Here is an 18,272-nt window from a genome sequence, read left to right on the forward strand (position 1 = left end):
AATCGCCTTGTGACCAGCAAAGCCGAACCCCTCAACCCCGCCCGGAACGGCCAGAAGCCCACCCGGAAGCGGATGTCCCGTGCCGACCGCGAGCAGCAGATGTTGGTGGTCGCGGAGGCGGTGTTCGCCGAACGCGGCTACCAGGCCGCGTCCATGGACGAGATCGCGGAGCGGGTCGGCGTGTCCAAGCCGATGCTCTACGAGTACTTCGGCTCCAAGGACGGACTGCTGCTTGGCGTGATCGCCCGGATCCGCTGCGAGCTTCTCAAGGCGACGCAGGAGGCGGTAGCAGGCGCGACCTCCCCGGAGGAGGTCCTTCGGCTGGGTCTGCGTGGCTACTTCGAGTTCATGGAGTCCCACACCCAGGCCTGGAGCGTGCTGCGCAATGAGGGCGTGGTGGCCACCGGCGAGGCGGGGGAGGCGGTCGAGGCCACCTACCAGCAGCAGACCGACTTCGTGGCGGCCCTGGTCCGCGGCTTCCTGCCGAAGCTGGACGAGAACCGGGTGGCGGCGTATTCGCAGATGATCATCGCTTGCTGCGACAAGCTGGCGATGCTGCGGATGCAGCGGCCGGAGATCACCGCCGAGGACGCCGCCCAGTACATCGTGGAGCTGGGCTGGAACGGCTTGGCCTCGACGGTCCAGGACCTTATGGACTGAGCAGTGCGCTCGCGTCGTGGCCGGTCATGGTCAACTCGCCGTCCGCCAGCACCGCGACGCAGGCGAGGTGGCCCGCCCCGACGTTGAGGTCGAACAGCCGGATGGACCCGGGGTGGGGTGCCTTCGCGGTCCACCCGAGCAGCCGCGGTTCGGTGTCGTAGGCGGACAGCGTGAGGCTGGACGGACCGATCGCCAGCCCATGGCCGGTAGCCTTCAGCACGGCCTCCTTGCGTGTCCAGTAGGTGAGGAACGCATGGATGCGCCGCTCCTCCGGCACGGGTGTGAAGGCGGCGCGTTCCTCGGGTGAGAGCACGTAGTCGATCAGCGACGGCTCGACCTTGCGCTGCTCGGCCTCGACGTCCACTCCGATGTCCTGGCGTGCGACGCCGACCACGATGCGGTCGCCGGAGTGCGACAGCGAGAACTCCAACGGGCGGTTCTCGCCGACCAACCGCGGCCTGCCGTGGCCGATGCCGTGGGTGGGGCACCACGACTCGAATTCCAGCGCGGCCGCGTCTACGCCTGTGTAGCCGCCGACGAGCAGCCGGATGAGGGCGTGTCCGGCGAGGTAGCGGTCCTGGTCGGCGGGTTGCCGGAAGCGCGCCATCTTCTCGCGCTCCTTGGCCGATAGCAGGTCCGTCAGCGCCGGATCGACCTGCCGGGGGTCGGCATGCCAGGCATGGCAGTGCGTGGCGGTCAGTTCGGGCAGCCGCAGTTCGCGGCGGGCGTCCGCGGCGGTCATCGGACAGCCTCGCGGAGACCGGCGATCAGTTCCGTCAGCGCGGCGGGATCCTCCACGTGCGCATTGTGCCCGACGCCGGTCAGCAGCCTGCCCGATGCCTGCGCCGCGTGCAGGTGCTCGGCGGGGCACATCGGGTCGTTCTCGCCCGCCGCCAGCGCCACCGGGCACTTCGCCGCCCGCAGCAGCCCCGGGATATCGGGCGCGCCCACTCCGAGCGCTGCCGGGTCGAGCGCGACCCGCCACCCGTCGTCTTGCCGGACCAGCGCGGGTTCCAGCCGTGGATCGTCCGGCTCGAGCAGGCCGACCAGCCCCGACACCTTGAGCTGGCGGTCGGCGGCCTCGGCTCGGGTGGCGAACACCCGCTGCGGTTTGGCCGCCAACGCCGCCGCCCTGGCCAGGTCGTCCGCGCTCCATCGGAGCTTGATGCCCAGGCCGCACACCGCGGCAGGCGTCGGGCCGAACCACCCGCTGGCCATCGTCAGCGCGAGCACGCCGCCGAGCGAGTGGCCGAGGACCGCCGTCGGCGCCCCGGCGGGCACCGTGTCGGCGACGGCCGCGGTGAGGTGGCCGAAGGTGTAGCGGCCCGCCGGGGGAGAGCCGCCGTGTCCCGGCAGGTCCGGCGCGATCCAGCGGCCGGGCCAGTGCTCGGCCAGCAGGTCGGTGAGGCCGTCCCAGACCTCCGCGGTGGCTCCGAGACCGTGAATGAGCAGCAGCACCGGTTCGCCTGAGCCCCCGGTGCGCACCCTCAGCGCATGATCAGACATCGTCGCCCATAGTGCCCGGCCTGCGTGGTCACCACCAGCACCGTGGGCGTGATCTAGCCCCAGGTGGCGACTTCGCGCGCCAGGTCGAGTGGCGCGGAGGGCTGTCCTTCCCACTCCGCCCAGCGGTCTCTGGGCAGCAGAAACATCACCTCGAACTCGATGCCATCCGGGTCTTTGGCGTACAGCGACTTCGATACCCGGTGGTCGGTGGCGCCGACGAGTGCGCCCTCGGCGGCCAGTCGGTCGTGCAACTCCCGCAGGTCGTGGATGGTCGGCACCTGCCAGGCTAGGTGGTACAGCCCGACCGCTCGCGGCCCGGGCAGTGTTGCGTTCTCGCCGACCCCGAACAGCCCGAGATCGTGGTGCTCAGGGGAGCCCGCCGCCCGCAGGAACACCGCCTGCTCGGCGGGCCGCTCGACCACCTGGAAGCCGAGAACCTCCTGGTAGAAGCGCAATGAGCGGTTCACATCCCGCACCCACAGGACGGCGTGGTTCAAGCCGTTGATCGTCGCCATCTCTTCCCTCTATCCGGTTGCCCTCTGCAACACCTTTTGCCGCGGCAATAATCCACGGTTACAGAGGTTTGTGTCATCGAAGGCTTCAGTGATAACTGAAATCGATTGCCTGAAGTGAGGCGCTCGTTCGGTTCACACGCGGCGCCTTCGGCACCGCGAAAGCCTGGAGGGCGGGTCGGCTACCGGTTCCGCCCGCGGATGTCGATCACGGCTCTCCAATTGATTGTGTGACGCCGGACCGTGGAGGGATTCAAACGCGTCCGCGCTGCGCATTCCGATATCAATCAAACTGCAATCGTGTGACCTTTGCAGACCTGGCGTTCGTGGAATTTTGCTGCTCATCTCTATAGAAATCTTTATGGAATCCGTAGCGCTACGGATGGAAACCCTTATTGTTCGGTTTCGATGTCCCCCTTAGCGTGATGACACCCCTGATCCCTGCGGAGGCAATTCATGCGAAAGATTAAATTCGGTCGTCTCGCCGCCATTACGCTGGCGGCTGTCGCGGCCGCGCCGTTATTGGTGGGCGCGGCTTACGCCGGCGACGACGGCCAAGCGATCACACCCGACCGCACCTCACCCGTCGAGGGCGCGCACAGCAGGATCGTTGGCGGCCAGCCCACCTCGGTCGCCGAATTCCCGTTCATCATCGCGCAACTCCGCGAAGGTGGTCCGCGTCCGATGGGACAATCGTGCACCGGTTCCGTAATCGGCAAGCGCACGATCCTGATGGCCGCGCACTGCAAGAATGTCGAAGGTGCGGTGTCGTTCTACTACGGCCAAGACGACCTGACCAAGCCCGCCAGCGGCACCAAGATCGAGGTCGAGTCCTACACCCAGCACCCGAAGTACGTGCCGCCGAACGGCTGGCGAAAGGGCCCGGATGTGGCCGTGGTGAAGACCAAGCAGGACATCCCGGTCAAGGACGGAAAGTACGCCGAGTTCGCCACCTCAGCCGACGCCGAGTTGTCCAAGCCCGGCAAGACCGCCACAGCCATCGGCTACGGCCGTGTCCGCGTGGGCGAGAACGAGTACGGCCAGGTCAAGAAGGCCAGCCTGCCCGTGGTCAACGGAAAGGGCACGTGCAGCTCATTCGGCAACTTCGTGGACAACTACATGGTCTGCGCAGGCTACGCCGATGGTCACGATGGCATCTGCCAGGGCGACTCCGGCGGCCCGCTGGTCGTCGACGGCAAGATCATCGGTGTGGCGTCCTGGGTGAAGACCGGATGTACGAGCTACGGAGCCTGGGGCAGGCTGACCGGCGAGCTGGGTGACTGGGTCAAGGGCCAGGTTGCCAAGCACAACGCCGAGGCGGCTCAGTCCCAAAGGTGATTCCTCGCGGGGTATCCGGCTTCGGCCGGGTATCCCGCCCACAGCTTTCGTCAGCCACAATCGACGACGGTGATTTCCATTCAAACAAATAATGCCCTATTTGTCGGCATGCTTGCGTTTGCGGAGGGTTTCCAGTGCCTTATCGGCATGTGAGGTGAACCGGAACTCGCTTTTGATCACGTCCAGCACCTTGCGGTCGGCGTCGATGATGAACGAATGCCGTTTCACCGGCATCAGGCCGAACCTTCGTTTGACCCCGAACATCCTGGCCACAGTGCCATCGGCGTCGGAGAGAAGCGGGTAGTCGAAGTCATGCTTGTCGGCGAAGCGCTTCTGGATTTCCACCGAGTCGGCGCTGATACCGACCCGCCGGGCGCCGATCTCGCCGAACTCGGTCGCCAGATCGCGAAAGTGACAGCTTTCCTTGGTGCAGCCCGGCGTCATCGCGGCTGGGAAGAAGAACAGCACCACCGGCCCGTCGGCCAGCAGTTCGGAAAGCCTGCGCGGGGTGCCTGTCTGGTCGGGCAGGGTGAAGTCGTCGACAACGTCTCCGGGCCTCATGTGCGTCCTCCGGCGTGGCGGGAGTGGTGGGTGCAACGTACTCACTCCGGCTGGAGTTCCAGCAGAGTGATCTCAGGATCCGCGCCGACCCGCACCGGCGGGCCCCAGAAACCCGCGCCGCGAGTGACGTAAAGCTGGGTACCGCCGATCTTGGACAGACCGGACACCGCGGGCTGCACGAGCTTGACGAGTTCGTGACCGGGATAGAACTGCCCGCCGTGGGTGTGGCCGGACAACTGGAGGTCCACCCCTCGGCGGGCCGCCTCGGCGACCTGCACCGGCTGGTGCGCGAGCAGGATCGTGGGCAGTGCCTCGTCGCGACCGTCGAGCGCCCGGTCGAAGTCCGGACCTTGGCCGCGACTGCGCCCCTGGATGTCGTTGACCCCGGCCAGTTCCAGCGAGCTGGTGCCCGCGGTGATCCTGGTGCGCTCGTTGGCCAGCGGTCGTACGCCGAGCCGCTCCAGTTCCCGCAGCCACGGCTCGGTGCGGATGAAGTACTCGTGGTTGCCGGTGACGAAGAAGCTTCCGTGGGTGCTGACCAGGTCGCGCAGCGGGGCGGCCGCCCCGCCGAGTTCGGCCACCGAATCGTCGACCAGGTCGCCGACGATGGCCACCAGGTCCGGGCGCTGCTCGTTGATGATCCGCACGATCCGCTCGGTGTGGTCGCGGCCCAGCAGCAGGCCGAGGTGGATGTCGCCGACCACGGCCACCCGCAGTCCCGCCAGGTCCTTGCCCAGCTTGGGCAGGGCGATGCGGGCGATTTCGAGCACGGGGGCGCCGAGCGCGCTGGACATGCCGTAGCCGGTGACCGAGGCCGCGGCCACGCCCGCGACCAGCGCGCCGGAGCGCGCGATGAACAGCCTTCTGCTCTGCATCGGAGCGGGCGTCGCCGGATCGGCCGACGGCTCGGTCACCGCCGTGGGCATGCGGCGCAGGGCGAGGAAGCGGGGGATCTCCAAAAGCAGCAGCGCGAGCACCAGATAGAGGGCAAGGCCGAGCCAGATGAACGACGGCCACGCGATGTACTGCTCGATCCGGTTCGGCATGGGTCTGCCGAAGAACACCAGCACCAGGTGCAGGCAGCCGATCCCGATCACCGCGGCGGTGGCGATGCGCCTGGCCAGACCGGGGCGGGTGGTGTCGCGCACCATGCGTAACCAGATGTAGGCGTTGCCGCCCAGCACCACGGTGATGACCAACGCGTAGAACACGTGCGCCCCTCACTTTCGGCCTGTCTCGATCACCATCGAATCACGAGGTAGGACGCGGTCGGAGGAGTCTCCACGGAACCTGCACAATCAACCCCGGCGTAGCTGATGCGTCTCTTTGTGTGTAATGGCGGTACTGCGCTTGTCGGGAGGGCGCGAGTGACCAGGTGGACGGACGGCGGACGAGCCGGATCGGGACAACGGGGCGGTGTGCGTACTGTTGCCCCCGTGCCGCGGGACAGGCGACACCCGCCGCAGTACGGCTATCAGCAGCCGCCGCCGGTGAGAGGTGCCCGGCCGCGCAGGAAGGGTTCGTTCATGCGCAAGCTGGGCAGCATTCTGCTCGTCATTTTCGTGCTGCTTGCCGCGTTGTGGGTGTACCTGGACTTCTCGCTCAACCGTGAGGAGGCGCTGAGCAACTACTCGGGCAGGCCCGCGCAGACAGCAGGCTCCAACTGGCTGATCGTCGGCTCGGACAGCCGCTCGGAACTGACCGACGTCGACCGGGAACAGCTTGGCACCGGAAACGCGGCAGGGCGGCGCACCGACACCATCATGTTGCTGCACATTCCGTCCGGCAGTTCCGGTGCCACCTTGGTGAGCTTGCCGCGAGACTCGTACGTGAATGTGCCGGGACAGGGTCGCCACAAGCTCAACTCGGCATTCTCCATCGGCGGCCCGCAGTTGTTGGCGAAAACCGTCGAGGAAGCAACCGGATTGCGTCTCGACCATTACGCCGAGGTCGGTTTCGGCGGTTTCGCCGATATCGTGGATTCCATTGGCGGAGTTGAGCTCTGCCTCGACAAGCCGATCAAAGACCCCAAGGCAAGCATCGATCTGCCCGCGGGCTGCCAGGAGTTGGACGGCGCCAACGCGCTGGGCTACGTGCGGACCAGGGCCACAGCGCGGGCCGACCTGGACCGGGTGGAGCGGCAGCGGCAGTTCCTGTCGGCGCTGATCGCCAAGTCCACCAGCCTGGGGGTGCTGCTCAACCCGTTCCGGGCCGTTCCGCTGGTGCTCAACGCGCCGGACGCGTTCATCGTCGACGATGGCGACCATATGCACCACCTATTGGGGCTGGCGCTGGCCATGCGTGGTGCGGGCACCGGCGAGCTGGTCACCACGACGGTGCCCATCGGCAGGCTCGGCTCGGTGCCGGGGGCCGGTTCGGTGGTGCAGTGGGACAAGCCCAAGGCGCAGCGCATGTTCGAGGCACTCGGCGATGACAAGCCGGTGCCTGCGGACGTGATCACCGCACCGAAGTAGAGAAAAGGGAGGGGCGATCACTCGCCCCTCCCTGTATTTGTGCTCCTCAGAGTTGGTCGCCCCGGCCGCGGAGGTCATCGCGGCCCCGACGCAGGCGCTCCGGGGTGTCGTGCTCCGCGGCGCGCTGGCCGGGGGCGTCCATGCCGCCCATCTCGTGGGCACCACTGCGGGTCGTGCCCGGCTGGACCGTCGGGTCGACGCCGCCGGTCATACCGGTGGACTTGGTGCGGGTGGTGCGCTCGGTGGTGGTGGCCCGAGGATCGTCGGTCCAGCCTTCCCGTTTCGACAGCGATGCCGCGCCCAACGCGATGGCGGCGCCCAGGATGGCGCTGATCAGGTGCAGCCAGTTGTCGGCCACGTTGAGGTTCAAGAAGTTGATGTTGGGCCGGTTCACCGCGAACAGGCCGAAGATGAAGGCCGCGCCGTAGCCGATGAGCAGCAGCCAGCCGAAGCCCGCCGAAGCACGGAGGCTGGTCGATGCCGCCATACCCGCGACGCCGATGATCAGGTGGACGATGTTGTGCAGCGGGTTGACACCGAAGCCCATCAGCGTGTCGCCACTATGCGACGCGAAGTGGTCGAACCCGGTCGGAACGAACCCGACCAGCCCGATGAGGAAAAACACGCCGCCGATAATCAGCGACAGCACCTGGGGCCACGTGAACCTGGATGAATGAGGCTGCTCTAGCCGAGACATTCCGCCTCGCCTCCTTGTGGGTTAGTTCCTTTCTGCTATTCGTCATAAGAGGGAATACCCATGGCCACAACCTGAAACCGGATTCTTTCACCCCTGGAACGGCACATTCAGCTCATCGCGCGATCATTCCCGTTTCCGGTTGCGCCCCGTCGCGACCGGTGTTCCGGGCACCGAGGATCAGGAGCTCTCCCGGTGTACCCGCCGAGCGATGTCCTCCACCTGTTCGGCCGTCAGAACTGGAGTGGTGGGGCCACTGATTGCCTCGGCGAGGACCGTCTGCTCGTTCTCGATTGCTTCGGCCTCCGCGGCCTGGGCTTCCTCTGCTGCGTAGTCCGCGCGAATCGCCGCGCGGCGTGTCTTCGTCGGCTGTTCCGTCACGGTTGGTCCTCTCGTGCCAGGTAGCTGCGCAGGTCAGCACCTCGTGTCTTCCATGCGGTGACGCCACCGCCGTCGGCTCCATCGATGATCACGGTAAGCACAAATCCGGCTGTCGGTGAATAGCCGATCAGTCGAATCGCCCCCGTCTGGCTCTTCTGGTCAGGGTTCCTGACGATCCGGGAAGGATCATGTGACGCCTCGACCGTCCATGCCTCTTACGAACCGCTCGGCCTCTGCTGGGGTTGGATGACCGGGTGGGAAATCTGTATCTGATCGCATCGGCGGCGCCCGTGGCCTTGGAGCTGGAACCGCTGGTCGAGCGGCTTCGCCTGCGGTGGGAGGTGTGGGCGGTGCTCACGCCCACGGCAGCCTCCTGGCTGGAGGTCGATCGGCTCGCCGAGGCGACGGGGCATCCGGTACGGGTGCGGCAGCGGCTACCGCATGAGCAGAACATCCTGCCGCCGCCGGACGCCGTGCTGCTGGCCCCGGCCACCTTCAACACCCTCAACAGGTGGGCCGCCGGTATCGCCGACTCCTTGGCGGTGGGGCTGCTCTGCGAGTTCCTTTGCGCCGACATCCCGCGAATCGCGGCGGTGAGCTGCCAGCCAAGCCTGCGGCGGCACCCGGCCTACGCCGCGAGCCTGGCCACCCTGCGCGGGCAGGGCGTGGTGTGCCTGGAGGACTGGCAGCCCGACTTCACCGACGTACTCGACCTGCTTCAGCGCTGATCCCGCCCGCTCAGGCCCGCCGATGGCAGCTCCGCAGGCGAAGAAAGGCATCGTTCGCCCAGGTCAGAGCCGTGATCCACGGCCCCATCCTGGCATGGGAGTCCACCGAATCCTTGACCGCGAATAGTTCGCGATATATCGTGAAAGCATGCGATGGTTCATCGCTATAGTTCAAGGAGGTCCAGCAATGGATTCGGCAACACCACTCAACGACAACGAACTTCACGAACACGACAGAAGGGGGTATCGCATGATGCGAGGACACCGACACGGAGCACACGGCCGTCACGGCGGCCCCCGAGGCCACGGCTTCGGGCATTTCGAGCACGCGTTCCGCGGTCGCCGCGGCCGGGGGCGCCGGGCGGGGCGGGGCGACATCCGTTCCGCGGTTCTGCTGCTGCTCGCCGAAGCGCCCATGCACGGCTACCAACTCATGCAGGAGATCGGTGACCGCAGTCAGGGCGGCTGGCGGCCGAGCCCCGGTTCGGTGTACCCGACGCTGCAGCAGTTGCAGGACGAGGGCCTGATCGAAACCACCGCGGACGCCGACCGACGCACCTTCCGGCTGACCGAGAACGGTCAGGCCTATGTGACCGAGCACGCCGAGGCGCTCTCGGCGGTCTGGCAGAACGCGGGCGGCACCGGTGACGAGCCCACCCGCCAGCTCAGGGAGATCGTCTCCCAGGTCGTCCAGGCCGCATCGCAGGTCGCGCAGGCGGGGGATGAGACCCAACTCGGCAGGGCCAATGAGCTGCTCGCCGACACCCGGCGCAAGCTGTACCTGATCCTGGCGGGCGAACAGCCCTCCTGAGCTGTCTCTGTCCCCGGGAAAATCCGGGGACAGTGCGGCCGTCCGTCAGTAACTTGACGGAGGTGACTGCCCACCAACTGGCTCAGGTCAACATCGCGATCCCGTTGGAGCCCTTGGGTTCCGCCCGCCTCGCCGACTTCGTGGCCGCGCTCGACGAGGTGAATGCGCTCGCTGAGGCCGCCCCCGGGTTCGTCTGGCGGCTCAAGACCGAGGACGGCGACGCCACGGCCGTCCGCGGTTTCGGCGACGACCGGATCATCGTCAACATGTCGGTCTGGGACTCGATCGAGTCGCTCGCCGACTACGTCTACCGCAACCCCGAGCACCGCGCGGCGCTTCGCCGCCGCCGCGAATGGTTCGAACACGTCGGGCAAGCCACGGCCGTGCTGTGGTGGGTGCCCACGGGACAGCTGCCCACCGTGTCCGAGGCGGAGGAGCGGCTGGACAGCCTCCGCCGCCATGGCCCCGGTCCCTACGCCTTCACCTTCCGCGAACCCTTCCCCGCGCCCACCCAGGAGACGGTGACCGCGGAGGACGACTGGCACTGCCCAGCGGGCTAGGGGGTGTCCTCGAAGCCCTAGCGGAGCAGGCCTTCGACGAGTGCGCGCAGCCCCACCCGGTAGGCCTCCTCGGACGGCCGGTTGCCGACCAGCTGGTCGGCGAAGCGGGCCAGTGTGGGATGGTCCCGCGCGTCCACCGACTCGAGCGCCATGTCCAGGTAGGACGCGCGGGACAGCCGCGCCGCGTGCTGGGTGGTGGCCTCCCGGACCAGGATCTCGCCTACCGTGAGCTGCCAGACCGCGCCGTGGGCCCGCACGATCTCCTCCGCCGACATGCCGACCTGCGCCAGCGTCGAGCAGGTCTCCTCCAGCACCCACATCATCCGCGGGGTGATCAGGTCGCTGCGCATCAGCAGCGGCACCGTCCAGGCGTGCTCGCTGAGCGCGGCGTGCACCGTGGTCCACAGCGCGACCATCCGCTCGACCGGCGCCGCGGGCAGCTCCGGCCGGGGCACGGTGGCCGCGACCCGGTCCAGCAGCAGGAGCAGCAGCTCGTCCTTGTCCCTGACGTGCCGGTACAGCGCCATCGGCGAGCTGTCCAGCTCATCGGCGACGCGGCGCATCGTGAGTGCGTCGATGCCCTCGGTGCCGACGATGTGGGCCGCGGCATCGATCACCGCCTCCTGGGATAACCGGGGTGGCCTTCCTGGTCTGCGCTGAGCAACGTCGGTCACGAGGCTCAGTGTTGCACTGATCGCGATCACGTCGCCCGGACGCGACAAGCGTGTGAACACTTCCTTCAACTTCTGTCACCTACATTGCTGACTGATAAAGACCGTGTACCGAACGGGGGAGTGCGGGCGTTGGACAGCGAGCAGGTGGACGTGATCGTCGTCGGTTCCGGCGCGGCGGGCCTGATGGCCGCGCTGACGGCCGCGCACCACGGCTGCTCGGTGCTGGTGCTGGAACGCTCCGACTTGATCGGCGGGGCCACCGCGATGTGGGGCGGCATGGTGTGGGCGCCCGACCACCACCTCGCCTTTCAGGCGGGCCTGCAGGATTCCGCAGGCGACGCGCTGGCTTACTGCCGGGCAACCACCAGCGGCAACCCGCTGCTGGCGCCGTTCGTCTACACCATTCCGAAGGCCGTGAAGTTCATCGAGGAGACCACGCCGATCCGCTGGCAGGTGATGGACTACCCGGACACCTTCGCCGAGGAACCCACCGGCCGCAGCCGCGGCCGCCACCTCGAGGTCGGCCCCATCACCGAACGCGACCTTGGTCGCTGGCGGGAGCGCATCCGCGAACCGGAGTGGCCGACCGCGCTGACCAACAACGAGATCTACGCCTACGGCCTGCACCTGGACCCCACCCAACTGCCCGAGGAACTCGTCGAGCAGCGGCTGATGGCCGAACTGCAATGCGGCGGCAGGGGACTGGTGATCGGCCTGCTCCAGGGCTGCCTGCTCGCGGGCGTCCGGTTCCGCGGCCGGGCGCGGGTGACGCGCCTGGTCAACGACGGCACCCGGGTGATCGGCGCCGAGCTCAGCAACGGCAACGTCTTCTACGCCGACCGCGGGGTGGTGCTGGCCTCCGGTGGTTTCGAGTGGGACGACCAGCTCACCGGGGAACTGCTCACCGCTCCGCTGCTGCACCGGGTCACGCCTGCGCTGTACGAGGGGGACGCGCTGCGGATGAGCGGTGCCTCGGGCGCCCGGATGGCGCACCTGGCGGAGGTGTGGGCCTGGGCCGCGGTGCCCGGCCCCACGACCGACGACGACGGGGTCAGCTTGTGCATGGCGGAACGGTTCGCACCGCACAGCATCTGGATCAACCGCTGGGGTCGCCGGTTCGTCAACGAGTCCGCGCACAACAGCGCACTGGCCTTCTCCGCCATCGACCCCGCGAACGGCGGCTGGGCGAACCTGCCCGCGTGGGTGATCGTGGACGCGCAGTACCGGTCCAGGTACCGCTTTGGCGGAGTTCTGCCCGGTGAGCCGGACCCCCCGCGAGCGGTGCGCGCGGACACGCTGGTCGAGTTGTCGGAGGTGCTGGGCATCGACCAGCAGGCGCTGCTGGAGACCATCGCCCGGTTCAACTCAGACGCCGACCAAGGCGTGGACACGGAGTGGGGGCGCGGCGACAGCGTCTACGAGCGCTATCTCGGTGACCGGCGGTACCTGTCGCCGAGCGTGGGCCGGGTCAGCCAGCCGCCGTTCTGGGCGCTGCCGCTGCTGCCCAGCGCGGTCGGCACCAAGGGCGGGCCGGTCACCGACGCCGAGGGTCGGGTGCTGAACTACGACGACGTGCCAATCCCCGGCCTCTACGCCGCGGGCAACGCCGCCGCCCGGATCTTCGGCCCGGCCAGCCCCGCCTTCGGCGCCATCATCTCCTCGGCCTTCGTGCTCGGTTACCGTGCCGCACGCGACTTGGCGGCCTGATCGCCGTACTGCGGCGCCAGGTGGTCGCGGACCTTCGTGAGCAATCCGGGTCAGCCGCTGTTGGTGAGCAGGGCGAACATCATCATGTCGCGTGGGACACCGTCTAGACGGTAGTAGGAGCGCAGGGTGCCCTCGCAATCGAAGCCCGCCGCGCGGCAGGTCTTCTGTGAGGCCGTGTTGTCGACCTCGATGATCGCCTCGACGCGTTCCAGCTGCCAGCGCCGGGCCATCTCGACCAGCAGCGCCACCGCGGCGGCGGCATAGCCGTTGCCGCGGTGGCGGTCGAGGATCCAGTAGCCGATCTCGCCGCGGCGGTGCGCCCAGGTAATGCTGTGGATCACCGCGCAGCCCACCGTCTCCCCGGTGGATCGGGCCACGACCGCCATCGAGCAGCCAGCTCCGCGCAGCGCCTGGTCGTGCTGGCGTCGCAACCACGCCACGCCCTCGTCGGGGCTGTAGGCCCGGGGCACCGAGGTGATCACCGGGATGTAAGGGTCGCGGCCCGCCTCGGCGATGACCTCCAGATCCGCGACCTCCCACGGCCGCAGCAGCACCCGCTCGCCAACGACCTGCCCGATCGCCGTCAGTCTCGGGATCTGCGGCAGGTCATCGGCGGGCATCCTGCGCAGGGCCGGATTGTGCGCATTGGTCACGGCACCATCCTGCCTCAGCGAGTGGGCCGAGCCCTGATCCTTGGCGACCAGCCCCGCGGTCAACGTTTGGAGCGCATCGCCTTCAGCACCGTCGGTGTGCTCACAAACAGCTCCCGGTACTCGGCGGACTCCATGGCGTGCATGGTGATCCGGCCGTCGCCGTCGTAGTGCAGGCCCCAACCGAACTGCTTGGGCAGCGGCGACGCTCGCAGGCACGGCTGCGGCTTGACGAACAGCTCATCGCGCAGCGCCGCCCGTTCCTGTTCGGTCAGGCCCTCGGCGCTCGGTCTGCGGCGGACCCAGCTTTCGAAGATCACGTCCTCTTCGGCGAGCTCACCGGGCGCGGTCGACAGCAGTTCGTACTGCACGGTCGCCACCGTCGGCTTGCCGCGGTAGGGCTGCGGCACCACGCCGCTTTCGGCCGGGCAGTCCTCGGCGACCACGATGAAGGTGTCGGCATATCCCACGGCGTCGAGTATCCGGCCAGGTCCGACAGTTTCAGCGACCGTGCAGGAACCGGACCTGGGGAACGGCGCCGACCGGCGTGCCTCCGGTGGGATAGCCCGGTGGCCACTCGATCGAGACGGTGACGCTGGAGGAGTTGTTGTCGTAGTTCTTCTCGACCAGGGTGCGGTCGCCGTTGACGGTGTTGACCAGGTGATAGGTGCCGGAGGGGACGTGGGTGATGTCCAGCCACTGGAAGTCGACGTGCCAGGCGTAGTCGTCGCCCGCGCCGACCGAGATGCCGACCTTCAGGTCCAGCGCCTCCGGCCGCTTGGGTTCGCACTGATTGCGCCGGAGGTATTTGGCCAGTTCCGTGGTGGGGCCGTCGGCGTTGGGCAGGTGGGAAAGCTGGTCGGCGTCCCGGACGCGGTACCGGTCGCCGAGGCAGAAACCGTTCTTGCGGTCGCCGACCACGATGGTGCCATCGAACGTGCGGAGCGTGAAACGCTCGAAACCCATGACGTGCCAGTGCACGTGCGCTGGCGCCGGTTCGTAGTAGGCGTAGGTGGCCGTGGGATGTTGTGCAGCGGCGTAGCTGTCGGGCAACGGGCCGTTGACGCCGTGCTGGAATGCCTGGCGCATGGCCATGGTGGGCTGTGAGGTGCTGTCACGGTGGCCGAACAGCAGCAGCGGCCCGTCGCCGACGTTGTCCACCGAGCTGGTGAACAGCAGCCGCACCGCCGCCGCGCTGTCCGGGGACACGCATCTGCCGTCGGGAGCGTTGGCGTCGGCCACCGGGCAGACACGCCAGGACTGGCAGGCGGCGGGCGGTCCGGTGAAGCCGCCGGGGCAGCCCGCGAACGCCTGGCGCAGGTCGGGGAGCAGCTCCGACGGTGAGGCCTGTGCGGGAACCGACACGGCGGCCAACACGACCATCGCCACCGCGGCCAGCGCGCCGCGTCTGTTGGTGAACGACATGCGGAAACTCCGTCCTTCTCTGCCCGGAGCCTCGATGCTGGAGCGCGGTGAGCGGGTCCGCAGCGGCACGTCACCCGTTGTGTCATCCGGGCGCGACCTTAATGCCCGCTTCGAGTGGTTTCAGCCCGGCCTGATGAATCCCGACTCATAGGCCGCGATCACGGCTTGGGTGCGGTCCCGAGCACCCAGCTTGCCCAACAGGTTGCCGACATGGGTCTTCACCGTCTGCACGCTCACGTACAACTCGGTGGCGATCTCGGCATTGGCCAGCCCGCGCGCCATCAGAGTGAGCACATCGGCCTCGCGCTCGGTGAGCTGAGCGCCCGCCAGTCGATCCTGTCCGCGTCCACCGCCATGGGCGGCCGCCAACCCGCGGATCGCGGCCGGGAACAACAGCGAGTCGCCGGTGGCCACGGTGCGGATCGCCTGCACGATCTCCGCGGGCCGTGCCCGCTTCAGCAGGAAGCCACTCGCCCCCGCCCGCAATGCGTCGTAGACGTACTCGTCGTTCTCGAACGTGGTGATCACCAGAATGCGGGGCGGCTCCGCCATGGTGCCCATCAGGTGCTCGGTGGCCTGGATGCCGTTGACCGCGGGCATCCGCACGTCCATCAGGACCACGTCCGGGCGCAGCCTGCCGACCAGCGGCGGGACCGCGGCGCCGTCGTCGGCCTCGCCGACGACCTCCAGCCCCGGCTCGGCGTCGATGATCGTGCGCAGCCCCGCGCGGATCAGTTCCTCGTCGTCGACGAGCAACACGCTGATGGTCACCGCTCCTCCTTCATCACGGCGGGCCGCAGCGGCAGGCGCACCCGGACCCGCCACTGCCCGTTCTCGCTGCCCGCCCTGAACTGTCCGCGCAGCACGGTCACCCGCTCGGCCATGCCGCGCAGCCCGTGTCCGCCGCCGTTGCGGCGTGGCCGGTCGTGCCGGTCCGCGAGCGGGTTGCCGATGTCCAGGTCCAGTTCGTCCTGGGACACCGCCAGCCGCAGGCGGACCGGCACCTTGCCCGCGTGGCGCAACACGTTGGTCAGACATTCCTGCACGATCCGGTAGGCCTCCCTGGACACCGCGGTCGGCACCGCGGTCGGGTCGCCGCTCACCTCGGCGTCGACTTCGACTCCGCCGACCCTGCTCTGCCGCAGTAGTTGATCCAGACTGTCCAAAGTGGACTGTGGGGTGCGCGGTGGGGCGTCCTCGCGGAGCAGGCCGAGGACGTAGTCCAGGTCCTCCAGCGCGCTGCGCGCCGACTCCTCGATGGCGACGAGCGCCTCCCGCGCGAACGCCGGATCGGTGTCCAACACCCGTCCCGCCGCGCCCGCTTGGATGGTGACGACGCTCAACGCGTGCCCGACCGAATCGTGCAGCTCACGGGCGAGCCGGTTGCGCTCGGCCAATTGCTCGGCGCGCCGCTCGGCCTGCGCCAGCTTCTCCGCGGGCGTCGGTCCCAGCAGCAGCGGTCCCACCCGCACCAGCCCGGCGCCGACGGCGGCCACCGCGTAGGCCATGCCGATCAGCAGCAGGATGGCCACCAGGGGCAGCAGCGGAGTCTGCCAGCCGGTCGGGGTGAGGGTGAGCAAATCGAAGATGACCAGGTTCGGGTTCCCGGAGAGCGGGAAGAACAGCAGCAGCGCCGCGATCGGCACCCCGAGCAGACCCAGCACGCCGATCACCAGGCCCGCGAACAGGTGCAGCAGGCACCAGCCCGCACCGAGTCCGCGGGAGAGCCACGAGCGGCGGGCGCCGAGGGAACGTTCGTCGATCGGCAGCCCCAACAGCAGGCGAACCGCGGTGCCCTCCAGCACCATCACCGCCGGAATCAACGCGGTCGCGGTCACCAGCGCGACGCTGAAGACGGCCATCAGCCCGGCGAACCACCAGGGCCGGTAGGGGACCGGGTCCAGCCCGTTGAGGAGCACGCCGCTCAGCGAGCCGCCGAGCATCAGGTAGGGCAGCGCCAGCGCCGCGCCCAACAGCAGGAACGTCGCCCGCTGCCAGGTCGCGCGGCTGGTCAGCGGCGCGACCAGCATCCTGAACACCCCCGTCATGGCGTTGATCCTGACAGACCGCCCGCGCCCTGACCTCACTCCAGGGAGGGAGCCCGAACCCCGCCGCAGCAGGAGCCGCGGCGACGGTGCCCGCGGACAGACTCGGTGGCATCGTCGGAACGAGGAGCACAACACCGTGAACCACACCCTGAGCACGCCCAGCCCCGCCGGACGGTGGGCCGCCTACGCCGCCTGCGGCTGGGCGGTGGCATTCGCCGCGCCGCACTTCTATTGGGCGACCGGAGCGAAAGCGGGCCTGCTCACCGCGTTGTCCGAGCAGATCGTGCGCGACGCGGGCATGGGATTCCAGCTGCTGAACCTGGCGATCGGTGTGTTCTGCCTGTTCGGCGGCGCGGTCGCGCTGGCCACCGTGCGCCCCTGGCGGGTACCGCGGCGGCTGGTGATCGCCCTGGCCTGGGCGGGCACGGCACTGCTCGTGCTGCGCGTGGTGGACATCTACATCGAGTTCGGCCTAGGCCTGACCGGAGTGCTGGAGGTACCCGCCGAGTTCTGGGCGGGCTACCTGTACCTGGCCCGCTGGTTCCTGTTCGGCTGGCTGCCCTGGTTCGCCATCGGCGCCCTGCTCTTCGGCCTCACCGCCAAGCGAGCCGCGGGCTGGAATCAATCCGCTCGGTCCATGAGCGTCTCGGCACCCGGATCGGGTTCAGGCCAGCCAGGGTAGGCGGGGGGAGTGCCGCCGAAAGACGGGCAGAGCGCCTTGTGCGTGCACCAGTCGCACAGCTTGCTCGGGTTGGGGCGGAAGTCGCCGGTACGGCCCGCCTGCAGGATGGCCTTCCAGATCGCCTCCAGCGTGCGCTCGAAGCGGCGAAGCTCCCCCTCGTCGGGGGTGTAGGCCAGCGACTGCCCGTCGGAGAGGTACATCAGCAGCAGCTGGCGGGGCACCACGCCGCGCAGCCGCCATAGCGCGACGGCGTAGAACTTCATCTGGAACATGGCCTTCGCCTCGCCGATCTCGCGCGGCGCGACGCCGGTCTTGTAGTCCACCACCCGGATCTCACCGGTCGGCGCGACGTCGAGGCGGTCGATGTAACCCCGAAGCAGCACACCGGAATCCAGCTCGGTCTCCACCAGCAGCTCGCAGGCCTCCGGCTGCAAACGCCGCGGATCCTCCAGCGTGAAGTAGGAATCCAGCAGCCGGGACGCCGACTCCAGCCACTCGGCGAGCTCCGGGTCGTCGGTGCCGGTGAACATGGCGCCCAGTTCCTCGCGGGTCTCCCGCAGCTCGTCCCAGGCGGGGGCGAGGAGCTCCTTGGCGCGTTCGGGGCGGCGGTCCTGTTGCGGCAGACCGAAAAGTCGCTCCAGCACCGAGTGCACTACGGTGCCCCGCACCTGCGCGCGGGTCGGCGGCTCCGGCAGCTTGTCCACCGCGCGGAAGCGGTACAGCAGCGGGCACTGCTTGAAATCGCCCGCCCGTGACGGGGACAGGGCCGGGCGGCGCACCACCTTCGGCTCGTCGGCGGACTGCGCCGGGACGGAAATCGCCACAGCACGCGTCAGGGACTCGGTCTCCGTCATGACCTGA

The 18,272-nt window shown here is 68.5% G+C and carries 22 protein-coding genes; 8 read left to right on the forward strand and 14 right to left on the reverse strand.

Going from position 1 to position 18,272, the window contains the following annotated elements; all coding sequences use genetic code 11:
- The first annotated feature begins 9 nt into the window (after positions 1 to 9).
- Positions 10 to 660 carry a TetR/AcrR family transcriptional regulator gene (locus ACU6XJ_RS24055; RefSeq protein ID WP_476315997.1) on the forward strand — a complete coding sequence of 217 codons (651 nt, stop codon included), beginning with the start codon at positions 10 to 12 and terminating at the stop codon, positions 658 to 660.
- Here the strand turns inward: ACU6XJ_RS24055 and ACU6XJ_RS24060 are convergent.
- Genes ACU6XJ_RS24060 through ACU6XJ_RS24070 form a run of 3 tightly spaced genes read right to left on the reverse strand, consistent with a single transcriptional unit; the run spans position 650 to position 2,681 of the window.
- On the reverse strand, positions 650 to 1,402 hold the full coding sequence (locus ACU6XJ_RS24060) for a 4'-phosphopantetheinyl transferase family protein (protein ID WP_476316000.1): 753 nt from the start codon (positions 1,400 to 1,402) through the stop codon (positions 650 to 652). The genes ACU6XJ_RS24055 and ACU6XJ_RS24060 overlap by 11 nt on opposite strands.
- Complete coding sequence (locus ACU6XJ_RS24065) at positions 1,399 to 2,166, reverse strand: alpha/beta fold hydrolase (RefSeq protein WP_476316003.1); 768 nt, start codon at positions 2,164 to 2,166, stop codon at positions 1,399 to 1,401. Before ACU6XJ_RS24065 ends, ACU6XJ_RS24060 begins: the two co-directional genes overlap by 4 nt.
- A 53-nt stretch (positions 2,167 to 2,219) precedes the next feature.
- On the reverse strand, positions 2,220 to 2,681 hold the full coding sequence (locus ACU6XJ_RS24070; protein ID WP_476316006.1) for a VOC family protein: 462 nt from the start codon (positions 2,679 to 2,681) through the stop codon (positions 2,220 to 2,222).
- A gap of 453 nt (positions 2,682 to 3,134) precedes the next feature.
- On the opposite strand from ACU6XJ_RS24070, the gene ACU6XJ_RS24075 reads away from it, so the two are divergent.
- The gene (locus ACU6XJ_RS24075) at positions 3,135 to 4,016 is read left to right on the forward strand and encodes a S1 family peptidase (RefSeq protein ID WP_476316009.1); all 882 of its coding nucleotides are present in this window, start codon (positions 3,135 to 3,137) and stop codon (positions 4,014 to 4,016) included.
- A gap of 96 nt (positions 4,017 to 4,112) precedes the next feature.
- Here ACU6XJ_RS24075 and ACU6XJ_RS24080 read toward each other — a convergent pair whose 3' ends face one another.
- Together ACU6XJ_RS24080 and ACU6XJ_RS24085 are read right to left on the reverse strand one after the other, a co-directional pair.
- The gene (locus ACU6XJ_RS24080) at positions 4,113 to 4,577 is read right to left on the reverse strand and encodes a peroxiredoxin (RefSeq protein ID WP_476316012.1); all 465 of its coding nucleotides are present in this window, start codon (positions 4,575 to 4,577) and stop codon (positions 4,113 to 4,115) included.
- A 41-nt stretch (positions 4,578 to 4,618) separates the two neighbouring features.
- A complete protein-coding gene (locus tag ACU6XJ_RS24085; RefSeq protein WP_476316015.1) occupies positions 4,619 to 5,788 on the reverse strand; it encodes a metallophosphoesterase in 1,170 nt (389 codons plus the stop codon).
- A 315-nt stretch (positions 5,789 to 6,103) separates the two neighbouring features.
- Between ACU6XJ_RS24085 and ACU6XJ_RS24090 the strand changes: the two genes are divergently transcribed.
- Entirely contained in the window at positions 6,104 to 7,051 is a 948-nt protein-coding gene (locus ACU6XJ_RS24090) for an LCP family protein (RefSeq protein WP_476316017.1), read from the forward strand.
- 46 nt (positions 7,052 to 7,097) lie between these two features.
- Here the strand turns inward: ACU6XJ_RS24090 and ACU6XJ_RS24095 are convergent, their stop codons facing one another.
- Both ACU6XJ_RS24095 and ACU6XJ_RS24100 read right to left on the reverse strand, forming a co-directional pair.
- On the reverse strand, positions 7,098 to 7,700 hold the full coding sequence (locus tag ACU6XJ_RS24095) for a DUF4383 domain-containing protein (RefSeq protein ID WP_476316020.1): 603 nt from the start codon (positions 7,698 to 7,700) through the stop codon (positions 7,098 to 7,100).
- Between the two features lie 225 nt (positions 7,701 to 7,925).
- The gene (locus ACU6XJ_RS24100; protein WP_476316023.1) at positions 7,926 to 8,126 is read right to left on the reverse strand and encodes a hypothetical protein; all 201 of its coding nucleotides are present in this window, start codon (positions 8,124 to 8,126) and stop codon (positions 7,926 to 7,928) included.
- Positions 8,127 to 8,380: 254 nt separating this feature from the next.
- On the opposite strand from ACU6XJ_RS24100, the gene ACU6XJ_RS24105 reads away from it, so the two are divergent.
- From ACU6XJ_RS24105 to ACU6XJ_RS24115, 3 genes are all read left to right on the forward strand, one after another.
- On the forward strand, positions 8,381 to 8,854 hold the full coding sequence (locus tag ACU6XJ_RS24105) for a flavoprotein (protein WP_476316026.1): 474 nt from the start codon (positions 8,381 to 8,383) through the stop codon (positions 8,852 to 8,854).
- A gap of 250 nt (positions 8,855 to 9,104) precedes the next feature.
- Complete coding sequence (locus tag ACU6XJ_RS24110) at positions 9,105 to 9,665, forward strand: PadR family transcriptional regulator (RefSeq protein ID WP_476316029.1); 561 nt, start codon at positions 9,105 to 9,107, stop codon at positions 9,663 to 9,665.
- Between the two features lie 62 nt (positions 9,666 to 9,727).
- Positions 9,728 to 10,225 carry a DUF3291 domain-containing protein gene (locus ACU6XJ_RS24115; RefSeq protein WP_476316032.1) on the forward strand — a complete coding sequence of 166 codons (498 nt, stop codon included), beginning with the start codon at positions 9,728 to 9,730 and terminating at the stop codon, positions 10,223 to 10,225.
- A 17-nt stretch (positions 10,226 to 10,242) separates the two neighbouring features.
- Here ACU6XJ_RS24115 and ACU6XJ_RS24120 read toward each other — a convergent pair whose 3' ends face one another.
- Entirely contained in the window at positions 10,243 to 10,899 is a 657-nt protein-coding gene (locus ACU6XJ_RS24120) for a TetR/AcrR family transcriptional regulator (protein WP_476316035.1), read from the reverse strand.
- Positions 10,900 to 11,028: 129 nt separating this feature from the next.
- On the opposite strand from ACU6XJ_RS24120, the gene ACU6XJ_RS24125 reads away from it, so the two are divergent.
- Positions 11,029 to 12,606, forward strand: a complete 1,578-nt coding sequence (locus ACU6XJ_RS24125) for an FAD-dependent oxidoreductase (RefSeq protein WP_476316038.1) — start codon at positions 11,029 to 11,031, stop codon at positions 12,604 to 12,606.
- 50 nt (positions 12,607 to 12,656) lie between these two features.
- Here the strand turns inward: ACU6XJ_RS24125 and ACU6XJ_RS24130 are convergent, their stop codons facing one another.
- From ACU6XJ_RS24130 to ACU6XJ_RS24150, 5 genes are all read right to left on the reverse strand, one after another.
- Complete coding sequence (locus tag ACU6XJ_RS24130) at positions 12,657 to 13,259, reverse strand: GNAT family N-acetyltransferase (RefSeq protein WP_476316041.1); 603 nt, start codon at positions 13,257 to 13,259, stop codon at positions 12,657 to 12,659.
- 59 nt (positions 13,260 to 13,318) lie between these two features.
- Positions 13,319 to 13,726 (reverse strand): DUF6157 family protein, encoded by a 408-nt coding sequence (locus ACU6XJ_RS24135; RefSeq protein ID WP_476316044.1) that lies wholly within the window; start codon positions 13,724 to 13,726, stop codon positions 13,319 to 13,321.
- Between the two features lie 31 nt (positions 13,727 to 13,757).
- Positions 13,758 to 14,681, reverse strand: coding sequence for a lysyl oxidase family protein (locus tag ACU6XJ_RS24140; protein WP_476316046.1), 924 nt, complete (start codon positions 14,679 to 14,681; stop codon positions 13,758 to 13,760).
- Positions 14,682 to 14,801: 120 nt separating this feature from the next.
- Complete coding sequence (locus ACU6XJ_RS24145; protein WP_476316049.1) at positions 14,802 to 15,452, reverse strand: response regulator; 651 nt, start codon at positions 15,450 to 15,452, stop codon at positions 14,802 to 14,804.
- Positions 15,449 to 16,729: a sensor histidine kinase gene (locus ACU6XJ_RS24150; protein ID WP_476316052.1), complete on the reverse strand. Its 1,281-nt coding sequence runs from the start codon at positions 16,727 to 16,729 to the stop codon at positions 15,449 to 15,451. The genes ACU6XJ_RS24145 and ACU6XJ_RS24150 overlap by 4 nt, the downstream gene beginning before the upstream one ends.
- 136 nt (positions 16,730 to 16,865) lie before the next feature.
- On the opposite strand from ACU6XJ_RS24150, the gene ACU6XJ_RS24155 reads away from it, so the two are divergent.
- The gene (locus ACU6XJ_RS24155) at positions 16,866 to 17,411 is read left to right on the forward strand and encodes a DUF3995 domain-containing protein (RefSeq protein ID WP_476316055.1); all 546 of its coding nucleotides are present in this window, start codon (positions 16,866 to 16,868) and stop codon (positions 17,409 to 17,411) included.
- Here the strand turns inward: ACU6XJ_RS24155 and ACU6XJ_RS24160 are convergent.
- The gene (locus ACU6XJ_RS24160; RefSeq protein WP_476316058.1) at positions 17,351 to 18,265 is read right to left on the reverse strand and encodes a RecB family exonuclease; all 915 of its coding nucleotides are present in this window, start codon (positions 18,263 to 18,265) and stop codon (positions 17,351 to 17,353) included. The two genes, ACU6XJ_RS24155 and ACU6XJ_RS24160, sit on opposite strands and share 61 nt — an antisense overlap.
- Positions 18,266 to 18,272: the final 7 nt, after the last annotated feature.

The sequence above is a fragment of the Actinorectispora metalli genome (genome assembly GCF_056323685.1).